This is a genomic window from Paenibacillus rhizoryzae (assembly GCF_059686995.1).
The window spans coordinates 687,262-706,258 of sequence record NZ_JCAALT010000002.1; the positions used below are offsets into that span (position 1 = coordinate 687,262).

17 protein-coding genes are annotated in these 18,997 nt (G+C 51.7%); 2 read left to right on the top strand and 15 right to left on the bottom strand.

Translation table 11 applies throughout. The features are described from left to right. Positions 1–935 precede the first annotated feature (935 nt). On the bottom strand, positions 936–1,715 hold the full coding sequence (locus tag AC6ESO_RS08180) for a phytanoyl-CoA dioxygenase family protein (protein ID WP_497090951.1): 780 nt from the start codon (positions 1,713–1,715) through the stop codon (positions 936–938). A gap of 143 nt (positions 1,716–1,858) precedes the next feature. On the opposite strand from AC6ESO_RS08180, the gene AC6ESO_RS08185 reads away from it, so the two are divergent. After that, positions 1,859–2,746 (top strand): helix-turn-helix transcriptional regulator, encoded by an 888-nt coding sequence (locus tag AC6ESO_RS08185; RefSeq protein WP_497090952.1) that lies wholly within the window; start codon positions 1,859–1,861, stop codon positions 2,744–2,746. Positions 2,747–2,803: 57 nt separating this feature from the next. Here the strand turns inward: AC6ESO_RS08185 and AC6ESO_RS08190 are convergent, their stop codons facing one another. From AC6ESO_RS08190 to AC6ESO_RS08205, 4 genes are all read right to left on the bottom strand, one after another. After that, positions 2,804–3,556 carry a response regulator transcription factor gene (locus AC6ESO_RS08190; protein WP_497090953.1) on the bottom strand — a complete coding sequence of 251 codons (753 nt, stop codon included), beginning with the start codon at positions 3,554–3,556 and terminating at the stop codon, positions 2,804–2,806. A gap of 32 nt (positions 3,557–3,588) precedes the next feature. Continuing rightward, positions 3,589–4,419, bottom strand: a complete 831-nt coding sequence (locus AC6ESO_RS08195) for a carbohydrate ABC transporter permease (protein ID WP_497090954.1) — start codon at positions 4,417–4,419, stop codon at positions 3,589–3,591. Between the two features lie 2 nt (positions 4,420–4,421). Further along, positions 4,422–5,306, bottom strand: coding sequence for an ABC transporter permease subunit (locus AC6ESO_RS08200; protein ID WP_494818055.1), 885 nt, complete (start codon positions 5,304–5,306; stop codon positions 4,422–4,424). Between the two features lie 101 nt (positions 5,307–5,407). Then, entirely contained in the window at positions 5,408–6,766 is a 1,359-nt protein-coding gene (locus AC6ESO_RS08205) for an ABC transporter substrate-binding protein (protein ID WP_497090955.1), read from the bottom strand. 249 nt (positions 6,767–7,015) lie between these two features. Here AC6ESO_RS08205 and AC6ESO_RS08210 point away from each other — a divergent pair, with 249 nt between their 5' ends. Beyond that, a complete protein-coding gene (locus tag AC6ESO_RS08210) occupies positions 7,016–7,942 on the top strand; it encodes a glycoside hydrolase family 113 (protein WP_497091075.1) in 927 nt (308 codons plus the stop codon). 372 nt (positions 7,943–8,314) lie between these two features. On the opposite strand, the gene AC6ESO_RS08215 is transcribed toward AC6ESO_RS08210, so the two are convergent. The 10 genes from AC6ESO_RS08215 to AC6ESO_RS08260 all read right to left on the bottom strand — a co-directional run bounded on the left by AC6ESO_RS08215 (position 8,315) and on the right by AC6ESO_RS08260 (position 18,757). After that, the gene (locus AC6ESO_RS08215; RefSeq protein WP_497090956.1) at positions 8,315–9,691 is read right to left on the bottom strand and encodes a sugar phosphate nucleotidyltransferase; all 1,377 of its coding nucleotides are present in this window, start codon (positions 9,689–9,691) and stop codon (positions 8,315–8,317) included. Between the two features lie 36 nt (positions 9,692–9,727). Beyond that, complete coding sequence (locus AC6ESO_RS08220) at positions 9,728–10,618, bottom strand: glycosyltransferase family 4 protein (protein ID WP_497090957.1); 891 nt, start codon at positions 10,616–10,618, stop codon at positions 9,728–9,730. A 218-nt stretch (positions 10,619–10,836) separates the two neighbouring features. Then, positions 10,837–11,658 carry a DUF6492 family protein gene (locus tag AC6ESO_RS08225; RefSeq protein ID WP_497090958.1) on the bottom strand — a complete coding sequence of 274 codons (822 nt, stop codon included), beginning with the start codon at positions 11,656–11,658 and terminating at the stop codon, positions 10,837–10,839. 150 nt (positions 11,659–11,808) lie between these two features. Beyond that, complete coding sequence (locus AC6ESO_RS08230; protein ID WP_497090959.1) at positions 11,809–12,639, bottom strand: ATP-binding cassette domain-containing protein; 831 nt, start codon at positions 12,637–12,639, stop codon at positions 11,809–11,811. Then, positions 12,609–13,406 carry an ABC transporter permease subunit gene (locus AC6ESO_RS08235; protein WP_497090960.1) on the bottom strand — a complete coding sequence of 266 codons (798 nt, stop codon included), beginning with the start codon at positions 13,404–13,406 and terminating at the stop codon, positions 12,609–12,611. The genes AC6ESO_RS08230 and AC6ESO_RS08235 overlap by 31 nt, the downstream gene beginning before the upstream one ends. Positions 13,407–13,418: 12 nt before the next feature. After that, on the bottom strand, positions 13,419–14,564 hold the full coding sequence (gene ssuD / locus AC6ESO_RS08240; protein WP_494818048.1) for an FMNH2-dependent alkanesulfonate monooxygenase: 1,146 nt from the start codon (positions 14,562–14,564) through the stop codon (positions 13,419–13,421). 35 nt (positions 14,565–14,599) lie between these two features. Beyond that, positions 14,600–15,625 carry a sulfonate ABC transporter substrate-binding protein gene (locus AC6ESO_RS08245; protein ID WP_497090961.1) on the bottom strand — a complete coding sequence of 342 codons (1,026 nt, stop codon included), beginning with the start codon at positions 15,623–15,625 and terminating at the stop codon, positions 14,600–14,602. Between the two features lie 1,067 nt (positions 15,626–16,692). Further along, the gene (locus AC6ESO_RS08250) at positions 16,693–17,802 is read right to left on the bottom strand and encodes a kanamycin nucleotidyltransferase C-terminal domain-containing protein (protein WP_497090962.1); all 1,110 of its coding nucleotides are present in this window, start codon (positions 17,800–17,802) and stop codon (positions 16,693–16,695) included. 16 nt (positions 17,803–17,818) lie between these two features. Further along, positions 17,819–18,610 carry a GNAT family N-acetyltransferase gene (locus tag AC6ESO_RS08255; RefSeq protein ID WP_497090963.1) on the bottom strand — a complete coding sequence of 264 codons (792 nt, stop codon included), beginning with the start codon at positions 18,608–18,610 and terminating at the stop codon, positions 17,819–17,821. Positions 18,611–18,619: 9 nt separating this feature from the next. Continuing rightward, the gene (locus AC6ESO_RS08260; RefSeq protein WP_497090964.1) at positions 18,620–18,757 is read right to left on the bottom strand and encodes a hypothetical protein; all 138 of its coding nucleotides are present in this window, start codon (positions 18,755–18,757) and stop codon (positions 18,620–18,622) included. Positions 18,758–18,997: the final 240 nt, after the last annotated feature.

Sequence of the window (18,997 nt, forward strand, 5' to 3'; positions counted from 1 at the left end):
TTGAGACTCTCGGCTTTCTGTTTCAGCGTTTTTGATGCTGAGAGTTCAATATTCGAACTTTCAGCCCCCGGCGGCACGGAATTTGATTAGTTTGATCGCTGAGAGTCTTATTTTGAGACTCTCGGCTTTCTGTTTCAGCGTTTTTGATGCTGAGAGTTCGGTTTTTGAACTCTCAGCATCAGGCATGCACGGCTTAGTTTAGTTTGCGCCGAGAGTTGGGTTTCCCGACTCTCGTACAAAGTGGAATCGAGCGAATCCGGCGGGATTGAGGGACTGTTAGCGGCATATCCGCTTTCGAGCTTAAAAACGGGTTAGTTTGATCGAAATAAGCGGCATATCCGCTGTTGCTCAGAAAAACACGCGAGGCTGGAGCGAATTTGGCGGATATGCGCTACTTTAAGCGGCATATCCGCTTTCGAGCTAAAAATCATGCTGGTTGTTCGCAATTTAGCGGCATATCCGCTTATGCAATTCGGGTAGTAGGGTTCGTGGGTTCGTGGATTAACAGGTTGACTGGGCTGGCTGAGCGGCCGGGAGGCGCGAGGTCGCGGGGCGTGAACGGTTCACAGAGGCGGCAGCGTTCGCGCCTGTGCGCAGGGTGCGCGGGGTGCGCAGAGTGCGCGGGGTGTGCAGAGTGCGCGGGGTGCGCAGAGTGCGCGGGGTGCGCGGGGTGCGCGGGGTGCGCGGGGTGCGCAGAGTGCGCGGGGTGCGCAGAGTGCGCGGGGTGCGCAGAGTGCGCGGGGTGCGCAGAGTGCGCGGGGTGTGCAGAGTGCGCGGGGTGTGCAGAGTGCGCGGAGTTCATGGAGTGCGCGGGGTTACCTCGGTTCGCGAGGTTGCCGCGGTTCGCCGGCTCGCGGGGTTACAACGCTCGAGGTTCAAACGAGCTAAAACAAAAACAAAAAGCCGGACAGGATCGCCCCTGTCCGGCCACATTTTTAGATGGAAATAACCGAATATTCCGGTCTTGCTTTGTTGAAATTCGGGTTCTCGCCGCATACCATGAGGCCCATGCCCCAGTTGATATGCTCTTGTTTGGATGGGAAGTCGGTTGCGCTGCGATATTGGAACAGCACGTTGCGGCGAGTACGCTCGCTGCGGTTTGCCGGTGAGCCGTGGATGGTCAAGTAGTTGAAGAACAGCACATCGCCTGCTTTTGCCACACATGGCACACCATCGGATACCGGATATTCCTTCGCATTCAGGTAGTGTCTGCCCATATGCGGCAGCTCGCCCCATTTGTGCGAACCTGGCATAACGTGCAAGCAGCCGTTTTCCAAGTCTGCATCGTCGAGATGAACGCTTGCAGCCAGCATCGTGTGCTGCTCATGCGGGAAGTACGGGTGATCCTGGTGCATTGGGAACGCGGCGCCGTTTTCCGGCGGCTTCACCAGCATTTTGGAATGGTGCAGTTGCACGTTTGGTCCAATAATTTGCGACAGCACATCCGTCATGTTCGGGTGCGACAAAGCGCAAAGGAAGGAAGCATCATGGTAATGCACATCATGGAACCCTTTCAGAACGAGTTTCTTCAATTCTTCTGCCGGCAGGAAGTCCCCTTGCCATTGTGCATTGTGGTCCATATTCGCTCTTGCTGCGCGATCGATAATACCGTCTACCGCTTTGCGCATCTGAACGATTTCCTCTTTATTGAATACGCCTTTCACAAGCAAGTAACCATTTTCTTTGTAAAATTCTACATCCTGAGCTGTTATCATGCTACAATCCTCCTAAGAATGAATTCGTTTTCCTATGACCTTATTGTAGTAGAATCAAGGGGTTTCGGTCTTTAGCCGTTGAAGCCAGCTTTTTGTCTTTTCACGCCATTCAATATCAACCTGCAAGGGGGTGCCTGTTTGTCATGTATCTGTGGGAAGAAAGCGACACTTGGCTGAATCAATACGCTTTGCGGCTTAAAACCGCCGAAGCGGTATTTACCGTTCATTACTGGGGTGTGCACGAGCGCCATACTTCCAATTTTCTGCATAAGCATTCCTTCTTCGAAATTTGCTATGTGCTCGGGGGTAATGGCTCTTATCTCGACGACGGCATCACCTACCCTCTGCAAAAGGGGACGATGTTCTGCTCCCGCCCCGGCATCACGCACTTCATTCAAGGGGAGCCGGAGAACAGCCTGCTCTTCGTCGCCTTCGAGCTCGACGAGAAAGGAAGCTCTGATGCGATACGCGATGCTTTCCAAGCGCTGGCGGATACGGAAACCTGCGTCGTCCAAAACACCGACGATATGCCTGCCGCCGAGCTGTGGCGGTCGCTGCTGAGACGCCCCGGAGATTCGCCCTCTTTGCCGGATTCCGTGCTCCCTCAGCTAGCAGCGTCGCTTCTGCTTGCCTTCCCCGGCGTGTTCTGCAAGCCGTTGATGCAGCCGAGCAGTATGCCGGCGATGCCTCGCCGAAGTTCAACGGCACTGCTGAAGCAGGCGAAGCTCTTCATCACCGATAACTTAAACGATGATGAGCTGTCGCTCGACAAGGTCGCAGCCCAGATCAATCTATCGCCGCGCCATTTGTCCCGTCTATTCTCTTCCGGTGTCAATGAATCCTACACCAATTACGTCCGCCAGCAGCGCGTTCGCAGGGCGGCCGAGCTGTTACGATACTCGGAGCTAACGATCAAGGAAATCGCTGAACGCACCGGCTTCGGCTCCGTCCATTACTTCACGCGCACCTTCCACTCGCTCATGCATGTCACACCGGCCAAATTCCGCGACGACTTGCGCTCCCATGACTAAAGAAGGCTAGCCGAACCCAATCGTCCGGCTAGCCCCCTCTAATCAGGCATCGCCTCCCTAAGGCCAGCGATGTTTATCTTTATAATCCTTCGGCGTCACGCCGACCATTTTCTTAAACAGCTTGTTGAAGTAAACCGGGTCGCTATAGCCGACCAGATGCGAGATCTCGTAATTCTTCAAATGCGGATGATCGGCCAGAAACTGCTTCGCCTTCTCAATGCGGAGCTGAATCAAGTAGTCCGTAATCGTCATCGACGTCTTGTGCTTGAACAGCCTGCTAATGTAGCTCGCGTTCATGCCAACACTGTCAGCCAGCCGCTCCAGCTCAAAGTTCTTATCATATTCCCGGTCCAGAATATCCTTCATCTGCTCAATAATATAATGGTCGCTTTCCAGCTGCGCACCGTCTTCCACCGAAGCCTCGCTGACAGCGCTCTTCTCCACGCGGATTTTGCCGAGCAAGTCGAACAACGCACTCTTATCCACCGGCTTCAGCAAGTAGTCTCTAACCCCGAACCGCAGGGCAGACCGCGCATATTCAAAATCGCTGAAGCCGCTCAGAATAATGATGGTGATGTTCTTATATTTCTCCCGCACAAGCTCGCTCAGCTTCAGCCCGTCCATCATCGGCATCTTTATATCGGTAATGAGCACATCCGGCTCTTGGCTCTCATGCCCCAGCAGGAAATTCCACGCCTCCTGACCGTTGCTGAAGGAGCCGATCACATCATGCGTTTCATCACTCTTCGAAATGATTTTCTCGAGGCCAAGACGGATGAACTGCTCGTCGTCCACGATCATGATTTTCATGTCTTTTCCTCACCGCCCAAGCGAAAGTAGCCTTATTTTACCGCACCGCTCGTCACGCCGGCAAAAATATATTTCTGCAGGAACAAGTAAAGCAGCGAGGTCGGAATCATGATGATGATGATAGCCGCCGAGATGCTCTGCCAATCTCCGCTGTTTACGCCGAAGAATCGCATCAGCGAGGTCGATACAACCACCAGCTCAGGCGTCGGCATATATAAGAATGGCGTGTAAATATCGTTATAAATGCTGATCGTCTTCAGAATCACGATCGTCGCCGTCGCAGGTGCCAGCAGCGGGAAAATAATCGTCGTATAGATTTTGAACAACGAAGCGCCTTCGATCATCGCGCTCTCATCCAGCTCATAGGGCACATTGCGAATGAACTGCAGATAGATATAGATTTGCAAAATATCAGCGCCAATATAGATCAGCATCGGCCCCATCAGGTTGTTCGTCAGATGCATCGATTGGATCGTCTTGAAGTTCACGACCTGCGTCGTAATCGAAGGAATGACCGTCGCCATCAGAAACAGACCGACGAGGAAACCTTTGAACTTGAATGTGAACCGCCCAACCGCGTAACAGAACGCCGAGCCGAGCACGATGTTCAGAATTAGCGTAACCGCAACAATAACCAGTGTATTGCCAAACGCCTTCGTCATATTCGCCTGCTGGAACGCATGCACGAAATTGCCGAAATGGAAGAACGAATCCGGCAAGGACATCGTCGACTTCGTTTGGAACTCTTCCTTCGTCTTGAAGGCATTTACGATAATGACGTAAGGCGGGAATACGATCATGAAAGCCGCGAACAGCAGCGTCAAATATTTCACAGTGGATGCAAAGGGATTCTGCGTGCGCATATCTAGTCCCCTCCTTTGCTGAAGAGCAGACGCTGAATCGATAGGACAAGCACTACTATTAATAGAAGCACGACGCTCATCGCCGATGCCAAGCCATAATTATTGAATTGGAAAGCCGTTGCAATGATTTTGAATACATAGGTCTCGCTCGCGCCTGCCGGTCCGCCGTTCGTTAGCACAAACGGAAGGTCAAACACCTCAAGTGCTCCGGTGACGGTTAGGAACAGGTTTAGCTCGATGATTTTATAAATATTAGGCAAGGTAATGAAGAGAAATTGCTTCCAAGAGTTAGCTCCGTCGATTTGCGCCGCTTCGTACAGATCCGATGGAATGGACTGCAGCGCCGCCAAGTAGATGACCATGTTAAAGCCCATAAACCGCCAGAAGCCGATCGAAGCCAGCGTGTAGTTGACGAAGGATTCACTGCCGAGCCAGCTGGTTTCACCACTTAGGCCAATGGCAGCAAGCAGCGTATTAAGCGAGCCTTGGGTCGTGTCAAACACATAACCAAACAGGTATGCCACCGCCACGCCGTTTAGGATATATGGTAAAAAGAGCAGCAGTCTGAAGAAATATCGTCCCTTCAGCTTGCCGTTCAAGACGATTGCAAAGTAAATGGCTGCGATATTCTGCACGATCCCAACAGCGAAATAGGCAAAATTGTGCTTAAACACGCCGAAGATATCGGGGTCGGTGAAAACTTCCTTGTAATTGTCCCAGCCGATCCATTCTTTATCCGGGCTAAGTCCGTCCCAGCTCGTGAAGCTAAGATGAAACAGCTCCAGCGTCGGATAATAGGAGAAGGTCAGCAGCAGCAGCAGCGGTATGATCGTGAAGGAGGTAATGATAATGATGCGCTGTTTCTTAAAGGATAGGTTGCTTAGCATGATGCGATCATTCCTTTCTGCATTTCACCTTGTGGAGGGAGGCCCTCCCCTCGAACCGGAGAGAGCCGTTCCACCTTGGTAAAATCGCCCTAGCTTATCGATTATTTCACGATTTGTTTCTTCGCTTTCGCCCACTCTGCGTTTACTTTATCCAGTACAGCCTGCGGGTTTTTGGAGAGAACGAACTCTTGAAGAACGGCATCTTGATCGATTTGCGCTTTATTCAGAATTTGCGTCGCTACGTCGTCACCGGCTACAGCTTCAAAATAAGTCGGGTTGTACGTGTTGAATTCTGCCAGCTGCGCAAGCTTCGGTTGTTTGTCCTTCAAAGTCGGAATGAAGCCTGCGAACTCATCGTAGCCGGACTCCTCGATCATCCATTGCACGAACGCTTTGGCTGCTTCCACGTTGCCGTCTTTATTGACGCCATAGAACCAATCCGGGTTAAGCGGCGCTTTTGCTTGACCGGAGTTGTCGGCAGGGAATGGGAAGAAACCTACATCAGACGCTGGCGCGCCGGCATCGATCACTTGGTTAATAACCCAGTTGCCAAGCAGGTACATGGCAAAGTTGCCTTGGGCTACATCCTTCTTGGACTGCTCCCAGTTCGTGGAGTTCACGTCTTTCTCCAGGAACCCTTTCTCTTTCAGCTCGCGGATGATGCTCCACGATTTGCCGTATACGTTATCCATTGTGAACGGCGTGTCCGTGTCTTTACGTTTGTTCTGGTGATCCGCAGCTCCGCCGATAATGGTCGGTACATCGCCGGACCAAGCGCCAAGCGGCCATTTATCCTTGAAGTTCGATGCGAGCGGCACGATGCCGGCATCCTTCAGCTTTTGGCAGGCTGCCAGGAATTCATCGTAGGTTTTCGGAACGGCCGTAACGCCTGCTTTCTCAAAAGCTTTCTTGTTGTACACAATCCCGACCGTGCTGTTACCGGAGGAAATCCCGTATGATTTGCCTTCGAAGGATTTGAAGTCTTTGAAGTAGATGTCGCCGGAGAACTTGATATCATCCAGCGGTGCAAAATACTTCGGGTAATCGGAGTTTGGAATCAATCCGCCGAGCAGCACTACATCCGGGTAAGTACCCGAAGCGATGCGGATTTTCTCGTTTTTCTCATAGTCGGTAATGGCTTCGAATTGCAGGTCTACGCCAGGGTATTTCGCTTCGAACCGTTTCTCGTAATCGTTGTACTCCTTGTCGACCATATCTGTACGGTTCGTTAGGAACACGACTTTACCGCTCAGCGCTTTCGTATCTCCGCCTTCGTTCGTCGCTGCCGCATTGTCCGTGGTTGCATCGTTTGTAGCCGCTGCGTTATTCGTAGTGTCTGCGTTTGCCGTGTCCGCTGCCGCATTCGCGTTCGTGTTTGCGCTTTCATTATTGCTGCCGCAAGCAGCCAGTGAGGTGACGAGAAGAAGTGAAATCATCGTGTACGAGATCGTTTTTTTCATTTGTTGTTCCCCCTGTTTCGATTATGATATCGCTTACATGTGTAACTATAAGCCAATCGCGAAGGGGGTAAAATGGTTTCAATTGTGATTTGTAGTCTTCAATTGACTTTATGGTTTGCGCCCATAAATGGCTATTGACTGCACTCCCCCGCATTTGTTTTACTGGAGCAATGAAGCAGGAACGATCATCCTGCGTAATGAGATGGGGGCTGAGACGGCGTGCAGAAGTCGACGAACTACTATGGCGGCATGACTTGGGGCTGGACCGGAATTAGAGGAACATGGAAGACTGAGCAGGCGGAACGCTCGATCGAGCTGATGAAAGAAGGACTGGCCGTCAACTGGACGGCGATCACTTTCGCGGCGCTGCAGGCACATCCGCAGGCAACGGAAATTAAGTATGGGGATGCGCCTACCGTGACGGATGAGGAAGTTCGCTGGGCCATCGAGAAAGCCAAATCGCTTGGTCTGCAAGTCTGCCTGAAGCCGGTCGTCAATTGCGCGAACGGCACTTGGCGCGCACATATTAACTTCTTCGATGTGGATGTCCCATGCGAGCCGAAGTGGTCGGAGTGGTTCGCTTCGTATACCCGCTTCATGCTCCATTACGCGCAGATCGCGGAAGAAACCGGCTGCGAGATGCTCTGCGTCGGATGCGAAATGGTGCAAACGGACCGGCGGGCTGCGGAGTGGCGCGCATTGATTGCGGAGGTAAGACGCGTCTACTCCGGCGTCATAACCTACAACTGCGACAAATACCAAGAGAATCAAGTGAGCTGGTGGGATGCGGTGGATGTTATTTCGTCCAGCGGCTACTATCCGATCGACACTTGGGAGGAACAGCTTGACCGGATCGAAGCTGTCGTGAAGCAGCACGGCAAGCCGTTTATGTTCATGGAAGCAGGCTGTCCAAGCCGGGAAGGCTCACAGCATCTGCCGAACGATTGGGGATTGCCGGGCGAAGCAAGCGAGGATGTTCAAGCGCGCTATTACGAAGCTATGTTCAGCCACTGCGATAAACGGGACTGGGCCCTGGGCTTCATGCTGTGGGATTGGCCGGCTAAACTGTACAAGCCGGAGGACGCAGCGGCTAATAAAGACTACTGTATGTACGGCAAGAAGGCCGAAGCTACCGTCCGGGACTACTATAGTGCGAAGACGGCTATATTTAGCTAATGTGAATGGGGGGCCACTTGTGGCTCCCTTTTGCTTCATGAGTATAGTGGTCATTGGCGATGCCACAGCGGCGACTTAATGCTAACGAACCGTACAGGTCTTATTTCACTAAAGTAACCGGTTTTGAAATGTTAACGAACCCTGTGGGCCTTATTTGGCGGCAAACTCCCCATTATCGCTCCAATTCCTCGGAATAAGACCTCCACCGTTCGTTAGATCTAAAAAGCTGCTATTTTCGCCCGAATAAGGCCCCTACGGTTCGTTAGAGGATAACCACAGCAACGGAGCAGCCTTACTTAGTCATAGCAATCTCGTTTCTAAGTCAGTGCCCCTCCTAGTTAGTCGCCCACCATGCCAACCAGTCCCTCTCACTCATCCCATCTTGCAATACTGAATGATCTCCTCCCAGGTCACGGCGAGCCGTAGGATATCAGTCTCAACGAGCTCCGTCCCGATCTGGATTTCAATATACTCCAGCGCCGTAGCTGCTTTGATGGCATGTTTGGCCCCGGCAGCGATTTGCAGAACATCTCCGGTCTGAATAGGCGAACTTACGCCTTCCAAGATGAACTCTCCGTGACCGGAAATAATCGTCCAGATCTCTTGCCGCTTCTGATGCGAATGATAGCTTGTATGTTTCCCGGGCAGCAACTCTACTTTCTTCGTTAACGTCTCCAGCAGACTGCCGTCCTTCTTCGACTGATCCAATACGCGATACGTTCCCCATCTTTTCTCCCCGTACATCGGCTGCTGCCGGCTGCTCCGCAGCTTCTTAATTTGGTTGGATTTGTCCTTATTGGCGACGAGAATCCCATCTGCGCTGGCGGCTACGATAATATTCGATACACCCACCACATGAACCGGATAGGCAAGCTCGTTGACCAAATGCGTATGCTCGCAATCGCTGGAGATCTCCCCCAGACCAAGGACACTGCTTCCAAAATAGTCCGGCAGCACGCTCCAATCACCTAAGTCCTTCCACATGTTCCCGTATTGAAGGGCGACGACTGGCTGCGTTTTCTCCACGATCTCGACATCGAAGCTCGCTTCGGGCAGTTGCTCGTAGCAGCCTAGCAGCTCGTCGTAATCGATCGGCAAGCCTCTGCTCTGCAGACTGGAAAGCATAAATGACAATGGAAAAGCGAACACGCCGCAGTTCCACATGGCATGGCTGCTGATGAGGCGCAGCGCGATCTCTTCATCCGGTTTCTCCACGAAATGGGCGACTTCCAAGTATTCCTTCTGCGTTGACTCTTGCTGCGGCACAGGCACAATGTAGCCGAATTGGCTGGAGGGATGATTCGGAGTTGTTCCAAGCAGAGCCAGCTCCGAACCCGACTGCTTGAGGATCTCAGGAAACCGGCTCAGCAAGTGGAAGAAATCCGACTCGGCAAATAAATCCGCCGGTATTACGCAGATCGTTTCATCCGGAGCAGCCTGCTGCTTGGCATGCAAATAACTCGCGGCTAATGCAACTGCCGTGAAGGTACCCCTCCGATGAGGCTCAGCGATGAATGGGACTTCATCACCGATATGATTATTCATAATTTCCGCTTGGCTCTGATGCGCGACAATCGAGGTTTGAGGAAGTAAACCCGCTTCCTCCAATTGCCGGCAAATTCGCTGAATCATCGATTCCATGCCGCCATCCTTCGAGGGCAGAAGCTTTAGAAATATTTTCGAACGAATCTCATTCGATAACGGCCAGAGTCTTTTACCGGAACCGCCGCCAAGCAGAACAATCCGCACGTCTATTCCTCCCCCTCGAATTAGTAGAAGCCGCGATCATTTTCTTTTCTTCCGGATAACCTGTTCAACCACTCTCTTCATCGTACGGCCTGCGCGATCCCAAGATTGCTTAAGCACATCCTGCCGCGCACGCCGCCCTTTCTTCTTACATAGTCCAGGATGACGGTACGCTGCTCTCATCTGTCTTCTCAAACTGCCGATATCCACTTCCGCCCAGCTCTGCCCCTTCCCCGCAAACAGCTTGCGAAACGAACGGGCTATGGATGACTTCCGATTCATGCTGCTGGTCGGATGCCGCAGTTTATACATAATGAAAAATGAGTTCCCTCTGGTTAAGAAGTCCATATGTCCGCCCCAGCCGGTTGCGATTACGGGAATGCCGCTGGCTAATGCTTCTAAGAACGGCAAACCGACACCTTCTCCTCGGGTAGGAAGCACAAAAGCATCGCCGCGCGTATAAATCCCTCTCAGTTTCATCGGGCTCAGATGCCTCGTTATGAGCTTAACCGGCGCTGTTTTCTTGCGGATGCCCAGCCTTTTTTTGTAGGTTTGTATACGGCCCCGGATCCATTTCTCGTTCTCATAGCGTGCATAACCGTTCGTTTTGATGATTAGCAGTACTTTGTCTGCGGAGGAGAACTCCTCCCAATAAGCCCTCAACAGCGCCTCTGGATTTTTACGATGCTGAAAGCCGAATACGGAAACAAATACAAATGTCCCTTTTGCGTTTGGCAGGGGCAGCTTCTTATTCCTCGGATTGAATATTCGAGCATTCACGCCATGAGGAACAATGAATATAGGCACCTTCACGCCACTAGCAATTAAAGCCCGCTTGTTCTGGAGCGAAGGGACGCACACCGCATCGGCTTGATTAAGAGGCGCCCGCCATTGAACAGGGATACGAGTCGTCTCCCAGACTGTATTCATGATAATCACGTTGTAATTCTTTCTTTCCTTCTTCACGTTAAGAGAATTCGGGGCGTGATGATAGATGAGGACTCTGGGGCGTTTGCGCGATCCCTTCCTCGCTGTCCCAACGGAGACAGAAACCCCTTGCCGTCTCAATGCTCGAACATACTCTCTGCTTGCAACCCCTAGACCCGAAGCTCTCTTTACAGGTCCTTTCCAAATAACCTGATAAGGAGTCATCTTCGCTTCCCGGCTGCTTTCCTCGAATAGCCTTTCCGTTTATGAAAAGAGAGCGAGCGATAGCTCTTAGCCAGCCTCTTCATTTGTTTGGGTGTCATTCGCGCAATACTCGTCGATAAACTCTTGTTCAGCGCCTTCCTGCGAGCAATCCCGCCCGGGTTCTGAGCATAAAGGAAGTTGCCGTAGGTTTCGAATTCGGAGAAGGCAAACTGTTTTGTTTTGTCCATCTTCCGGAGTATTGCCGAGTACCAGCTCATCCCGTGTTTCGCCGCAATCGTCCGTTTCAATTGCCGCAGCTTCGCTTTCTCAAACAGCATATAGTGGGCAACGAAGGAAGTCGGTGAAGCAGCACGCTTTCCCATAAGCTTGCGGTAGGTTCGGAAATATTCAGGCTGACTCCAACTGCGGGTATAGAACAGCGTCTTCTTACCGGTTCGGAACACGTGAGGCCGGATTAAGATGGTGTCCGCGTCGATAACCAGGAAGTACTTCGAGGTGCATAATCTGTCCCCGCCCATTTTCAATAATTGCTGAAACATCCATCCAGAGCGTTCCCACTTCTTGGAGCGATAGTTGATGTTTCGTTTCGTGATCGGGAGCACCGTATTCTCGTTGACGAACGTGCATCTCTTGCGTTTGCAAAGATTCCGCATTCGTTCTCGGTTCGGAGCTACGATCATGAAGCGGCCAATGGGATGCTTTACCTGTTTACGCACAGCATCAATCACGTAGGGCAGCGTCGATAAATCCTTCTCGATTGCCGGGATCAGGACATCTATTCGGGCGTTGCTAGCTCTGCTCTTGATAGGGGCTGACATCGCTTCATCTCCATTTAGCAAGTAATGAGATCATGATATGCTCGCAGGGAATAAAAGGACTAGGCATCCCCGTGACAGCCATCCCCTCCAGACAATAAAAAAACTGACCAAGGGAGTTTGCACTCCATCATTGGTCAGTTGGTTGTAGGGCTAGATCGAGAATCCGTTGCGATCGCCGTCCGGCGGCCGCCTCGCTAGTACGCGATTTAATATGGTGTTCTCATAATGGGTAAACCCACTGTCCTTCTCGCGCGGTCGTGCCAATGCGATGGGGACATCCTGTGCAATGGTGCCGTTCTCCACCAGCACCACTCGATCGGCGAGAGCGACGGCCTCGCTGACGTCATGCGTTACGAGAACGGCCGTGAACCGTCTCTCCCTCCACAGCCGCTCGATCAGCTGCTGCATCTCGATTCGAGTGAGCGCATCGAGCGCGCCAAGCGGTTCATCAAGCAGCAGCAGACTCGGATCTCCGACGAGCGCTCTAGCCAGCGAAACGCGCTGCTTCTGACCGCCTGAAAGCACAGACGGCCACTCCTTCGCACGGTCTGCGAGTCCAACGAGCTCAAGCGCATCCATCGCTTTGCGGCGATCGCCGCCCGGCACGCCAATCCGAACGTTATCGAGCACAGATTTCCAAGGCAGCAGCCTTGCGTCTTGGAACATTACGCGCACATCCGATCGGAGTCCGGGAGAGGCTGTATCTGTACCGCCGAACGTGACCGAACCTTGCGATGCGACTTCCAAGCCGCCGAGCAGCCGCAGCAGCGTGCTCTTGCCACAGCCGCTTCTGCCCACAACCGCTAAGAATTGACCGGATGGAATGGACAAGCCCAATTCTCTCAGAACGGCGAGATCGCCGAAATGAACGCTCGCGCCACGGACGTTCACCTGAAGTCCGCGAGTCGCCTCGTGTACAATCAGCGGCGTCTTCGCTTCGGGTTCCTCGCTTATTTTCCTGGACGGAAGTGCGAATGCCATTTCAGCCAACTCCTCTCCATAAGCTTAGCCATCCAATCCGACAGCTTGCCTAGCAAAGCGTAGATGACGATGCTGAGCACGACGACATCCATCTGGAAAAATTCGCGGGCATTCATGGCCATATAGCCAATGCCGCTGTTCGAGGAGATCGTTTCGGATACGATCAGCGTAATCCACATAATGCCGAGCGCGAATCGCAGCCCCACTAAGATAGACGGAAGCGCGCCCGGAAAAATAATCGTACGGAACAAGGAGTACCCTTTTAAACCATAGGTCCGCCCCATCTCGATTAAGCCGGGATCGATCGACCTTATGCCGTGGAGCGTATTCAGATAAATCGGAAAAGCCACTCCCAGTGCGACCAGAAAAATTTTACCTTGTTCGCCAATGCCAAACCAAGCGATGATCAGCGGAATAAGAGATAAATGCGGGATCGTACGGATCATCTGGATACTGGAATCCGTAAGCTTTTCCGACAATGGAAGCAAGCCGTTCAGAATAGCCAGGACAAATCCGATGCCGCCGCCAATTGCAAAACCTATCAGTGCACGCCGCGTGCTGTCTCCGATATAGATGAACAAATCTCCGTTTCGCACGAGCTTGGCGCCTGCTTCAAGTACGGATACCGGTGTCGGCAAGATGCGGGAGGATATCCATCCCACGCTGCCAAGCCACTGCCACAGCACCACGACCAGGATCGGAATGACCCATTCAAGTCCTACGGATAGCGTTCTGGTTTTCCACTTGTTATCTGCTGGACTCTTCATTTGCTTCCCCTCCTAGCTAACCGGCGCTCGTTCCGACGGCTTGATCGAGTTCGCGATAAGCTCGCCGAACGGACTGGTCGAAGACGGGCCTTGCACCGTTGCCGCCCGGTTCAAGGGCAGCAGTGGGAATACCAGATCAGCGAACTGGTATGCTTCTTCCAGATGCGGGTAACCCGACAGAATGAACGTATCGATACCGAGATTTGCATACTCCTGCATCAGTGCCGCCACTTCAGCGGGATTGCCTACGAGCGCTGTTCCTGCTCCGCCTCGGACAAGGCCAACACCTGCCCACAGGTTCGGATAAATTTCAAGATGGCTCCGATCTCCGCCATGAAGGCGCGTCATCCGCTGCTGCCCTTCCGAATCATAACGGGCAAACACCTTCTTGGCAGCGGCAATCGCTTCTTCATCAACCTTGCTGATGAGGCGATCGGCTTCCTTCCAAGCTTCTTCAGACGTTTCACGGACGATGACATGAAGGCGAATGCCAAAACGAACCTCGCGGCCACGCTCTGCTGCCAACTTGCGAACGCGATCCAGCTTCTCAGCTACTTCTTGCGGGGGCTCGCCCCACGTCAGATAGACGTCGATATGGTCAGCTGCCACTTCCTGCGCAGCCGGTGATGATCCGCCGAAATAGAGCGGTGGATAAGGCTTTTGAACCGGAGGGTAGAGCACTTTGCCGCCTTCCACCTTAAGGTGGGTTCCTTCGTAATCGACCGTTTCTCCCGCAAGCTCCCTACGCCACACTTCAAGAAACTCCGATGTCAGATCGTAGCGTTCATCATGTCCGAGGAACAAACCGTCTGCCGCCAGCTCTACCGGGTCTCCCCCAGTGACGACATTGACGAGCAGTCTTCCTCCTGAAAGCCGATCGAAAGTAGCAGCCATTCTGGCCGATAAGGTCGGTGACATCAAGCCCGGTCTCAAGGCGACGAGAAACTTAAGTTTCTCCGTAGCCGAAATGAGCGAAGAAGCCACTACCCATGCATCCTCGCATGAGCTCCCTGTCGGCAGCAGCACACCGCCGTAGCCAAGTCGATCCGCTGCCTGCGCGATTTGCCTCATATACGTTGCATCAACGGCGCGCGCTCCTTCAGCAGAACCCAGATAACGCCCATCTCCATGTGTCGGAATAAACCAGAATACTTCCATTTCAATCACCCTTTCATCTACATTCAAATGTTCGATTATTTCAGTGTGGCATCCTTAACATTAATTTCTTTCGGGATCAGCTGCAGGTTGAAGAATGTATCGGCAATCTTCTGCTGCGCTTCGATAATGGTATCGTCGATCGGCGATATGCCATAATCTCTTCGGCCAGATGCGAGCTCTAGCGATGGAATGTCGATGCCGAGCTGCGGCGATAGGAGTGCCGCCACTTCCTTCTGGTTGGCTTTGGACCACTCGTCAACCTTGTTCAACTCGTCGATGAACGAATCGATCGCCGGTTTATTCGCTTCTGCGAACTTGCGCGAAGCCAGATAGAATTCGATATTCGATACAAGACCCTCTCCATCAGTCAGAAGCTTCGCTCCGGTAGCCGTCTGAGCAGCAGCCAGGAACGGATCCCAGATGACCCATGCATCTACGCTTCCATTCTCGAAAGCAACCCTAGCATCGCCGGGCTTCAAGAAGACCGTCGTAATATCCTTGTAGTCGACGCCAGCTTTCTCAAGTGCTTTGACAAGCAGATAGTGAACATTGGAGCCTTTGTTCAGGGCGATTTTCTTCCCTTTCAGGTCAGCAAGCGTAGCAATCTTGGAATCCTTAGGTACGATAATGCCCTCGCTCTTCGGGCTCACAGGTTCATGCGATAGATAGACGAGCGGCGTGTCAGCTGCCTGCGCGAAGATCGGCGGCGCTTCTCCGGTATGGCCGATGTCGATGCTGCCCACGTTGAGTGCTTCAAGCAATTGCGGTCCGCCCGGGAACTCCGTCCACGTCACTTTATAGCCTTCGGACTCAAATCGTTTCTCGAGCGTCCCTTTCGCTTTGAGAATATTAACCGTGCCGTATTTCTGATAGCCGATCCGAATTTCTTTGGAGGCTTTAGGGGCATCCGTTGTGGTCTCGGTGGACGCCGTCGTGGATTTGTTCCCTTCCGCAGCCCCGTTGGAATTGTTGTTGCCGCAAGCAGATAGGATTAGGACGAAGCTTAGAAGTGAGATCGTTAGCAGCGTGATGGCTCGAAACGATTTAGTGGTAGTTGTCATCTTTCAAAACCCCTTTTTTCTTGGATTCCAAACGAAAAACCGGAGGTTTCCCAATCCAATCTCCAAGAAGGAGTATCGGTCGGGAAACCTCCGGTTGTCCGGTAGGCTTCTTACTATTTGTTGTTGGTTTTATAATAAACACATTAATCCGATAAGTCAACTATGAATTGTGGATGGGCAAGCCTTTATTTTGAAAAATCAGGATGATTGAAAGGACAGGACCGTTGAAGGAGTAGGATCGTTGAGGGGCAGCATCTAAAAAAAAATGACGCAGCGTTTCCGGCTGCGCCACGATCTTATTCTTGGCAAATCGAATCTTGCGTGTCTCAACGATGCTGCATATTCGCATTCCAATTTCAGCGTTCCGCAACTCACATCCCATGTGCCGCGAAAAGCTAACGAACCACAGAGGCCTTATATGTCCGGATTTCTCGCCTCCGAGAATCTAACGAACGGTAGAGGCCTTATTATGGCAAAACCGGCTCCAATTTACCCGTAAACCGCCGAATAGAGCCTCCACGGTTCGTTAAAATATTTTAGGCGCTATTTTGGAGCAAATAAGCCCCGTACTGTTCGTTAGAGTTTTCCACGAAAAGCTAACGAACTGTAGAGGCCTTATATGGCCGAATTTATCGTCCCCGAGAATCTAACGAATCGTAGAGGCCTTATCATGAGAAAATCGACTCCAATTTGCCCATATCCGCCGAATAGGACCTCCACGATTCGTTAAAATTTTATTGCAGCTATTTTGGGGCAAATAAGCCCCATACGGTTCGTTCGTTAGAGTTTTCCGCAATAAGCTAGCAGGGTCTACAAGGAAGGTTTATCAAACATGCACCAGCCGCAAACTAATCAGTTGGAACGTTTCGGTGCCGCCGTGATTGCTCAGAGCGGTCAGTCTGATATGCGTCGCCCCGCTGACCGGCTTGAAGGCAATCATCTGCATGCCGCGCTGATTGCGCAGCCCCGGTACAACTTTAAGCTATATTCTATGCTCCCGATGCATTCCTGTAAAGCAATAAAGCATGCCAATTGTGGCATGCTTATCGTTTGGCTCGGCGAGTTCCCTACACGCGCTCATTCAGAAAATGTTCAAACTGGCCGAGATCGTTGAACCGATTAATCGCTACCCCTTGGGACAGGAGATATTGCTCGAGAAGCTGATCCAAACGCATGACAGCATCATGAAGCGGGACTAGGGTATGAGGGTCTAGAACCGTCAGTAAATCGGGGAAGCCCGCTTCGTTATAGTAGGATTGATAGGCTAAACCAATCGCCAATGAATCGGGCCAGATCCCCTTCTCGAAGTAGTAGAGAAACCGAGCGACTTCATCCTGCACGCCAATTGACCAATAGGAGGCTGTCATATAATCGTTCTTCTCGCATGCCGTTCGGATTTTATCGAAGATCCCTTTGACCTCTTCATAGAAGCCTTTCGCCCGATCCGGATAGGAAGGGGCGCTTACAAGGATATCTCTCTGCTCCGTCCATATGGCAACAATAGCCGCTGTAAGCTGCTCGCAGGTTTCCCGAATATCGCTGCATGAGTTTGCCCTCAATAACGTTTCGATCTGTTCCTCCAATCGAGCCGGTCGCAGCGGGAATTGCAGCAGCTGCTCGCGATTCTTCCCCCAGCCCCAGGTCATATACGTTCGATTGCACAGAGCCAGCGTATAGACCAGCTTATTTAGCACACCTTGAGCCTCCGTGCGGCATGCCGAAATGTCGTCCTTATGAAGCCGGCTCATTCTGTAGAGATGCACATAGACTTCGCGCAGCTGAGACTCTGCTTTCTCGATGAACGTCTGTGTCTGCTGAGGGAGCTCGGAGATCGTCTTGCGCAGCTGTAGAAATCGAGTTCGGTCCTCCTCGGAACGAACATACAAGATTTCGCAATCGGCTATGATCGTTGTGTTCTGCTCTTCGAATTTCGCCATTCGCTCCGCGCGTTCCCAGCTAATTGGCCAGAAATCAAAGCTGATATCATGCAGCACAAACTGAATGCTGGCATCGTACCCTTTGCTGGTAGTAGGGATGAAGAAGAAATCCAAGTCCGATCGGCTCGTTGCCGTCCCTTGCGCATACGATCCGTAATAGGCAATAAGAGCAACATCCTCTGCGTAACGCTCGCTTATATGTTTGACCAGCGTTTGTGCAACGTCGAATACATTGAGCATGGTATAGCCTCCTTCGTTATGGTTTTGATTCGGTCGTTTTGGGAAGAGCAGGAATATGACAAGTTTGAACCTCTAGAGGCCCTGCTATGAAACCAACCTTATGATACACGGACTCCGCATCGTTACCTTGCATCACATACAGGCGAAGAATCGGATAATGATGCTGCTTTAATACACTTAGTGCCCGCCGAAGCATTTTCGTTGCAATCCCTTTGCCTTGATGCGACGGAGCAACTGCGATGTTATATACAGCCGGCAACTCATCTTGCGCTGAAATCAAGCAAATGCCGATTAATTGTGATGCTGCGCGATCATAGACAAGGCTTGAAGCCTGAAGGAATCGTTCATTCGTTTGCCCGGGATAATACGCCATCCATGAATCATAATCTTGGCGTGATGTCTGCTTTCTTCGCACCCCGTCTATCGTATCCCTGTAGGTTCTATAGGAGAGTTCTTTTATCGCTTCCGCGTCCCTGTTTAATTCAGGCGACAATACCTCCAGCGTTTCGTCCCATTCCGTCGTCAGGATCTCGGTCGGACGCTGCATCCAGCGGCATCTGAATTCACCTGGCCAGAAGCCTGCTTTCGCAAAGAGGTCGATTTGATTCGGTAAAATTTCGTATGCCGTTATCGGTTTCGATCGATCTGACCAGGATAGCAGTGCTTGCTTGAGTAATTGGATCACCTTCGTCTCATTAGTGAACGGCGGCATGAAGAATAGGCCAAAAATAACGTTAGGCGCAATCACGACCCCGCCAACCTTCATATCCCCTTTCTTAATCCAGAACTTTCTTCGACCGTTGTTCATCGTCAAGCCTTAATCTTTAAAAAATCCATTATATTCCATATTATAATAAACGGAATAATAGATTCCCCAATCCTTCGAATCCGCCTGCTCTAGACAGTAGCGTCCGTCTAAATTGAATCTTCGTACTTCGTCGGACCAATCGTTCATGCAAATCCCCCCGGGTTATGAAATCTAGTCTAGGCAACGTAAAGTGCAGAACAGGAACGACAAAAAGCCGTGAATGAATATTGCTCATTCACGGCTTCTCGAATAAAGACAGCCCTAACCAGACGCAACTAACGTCTTGCTAGAACGATCTACAAGGAGCGATGATGATCAATAGGTTCGATTCAGACAACCACGAACGAACGCATAGCTAAGCTAACCTCGCTCTGCAGGAGGTTGCCG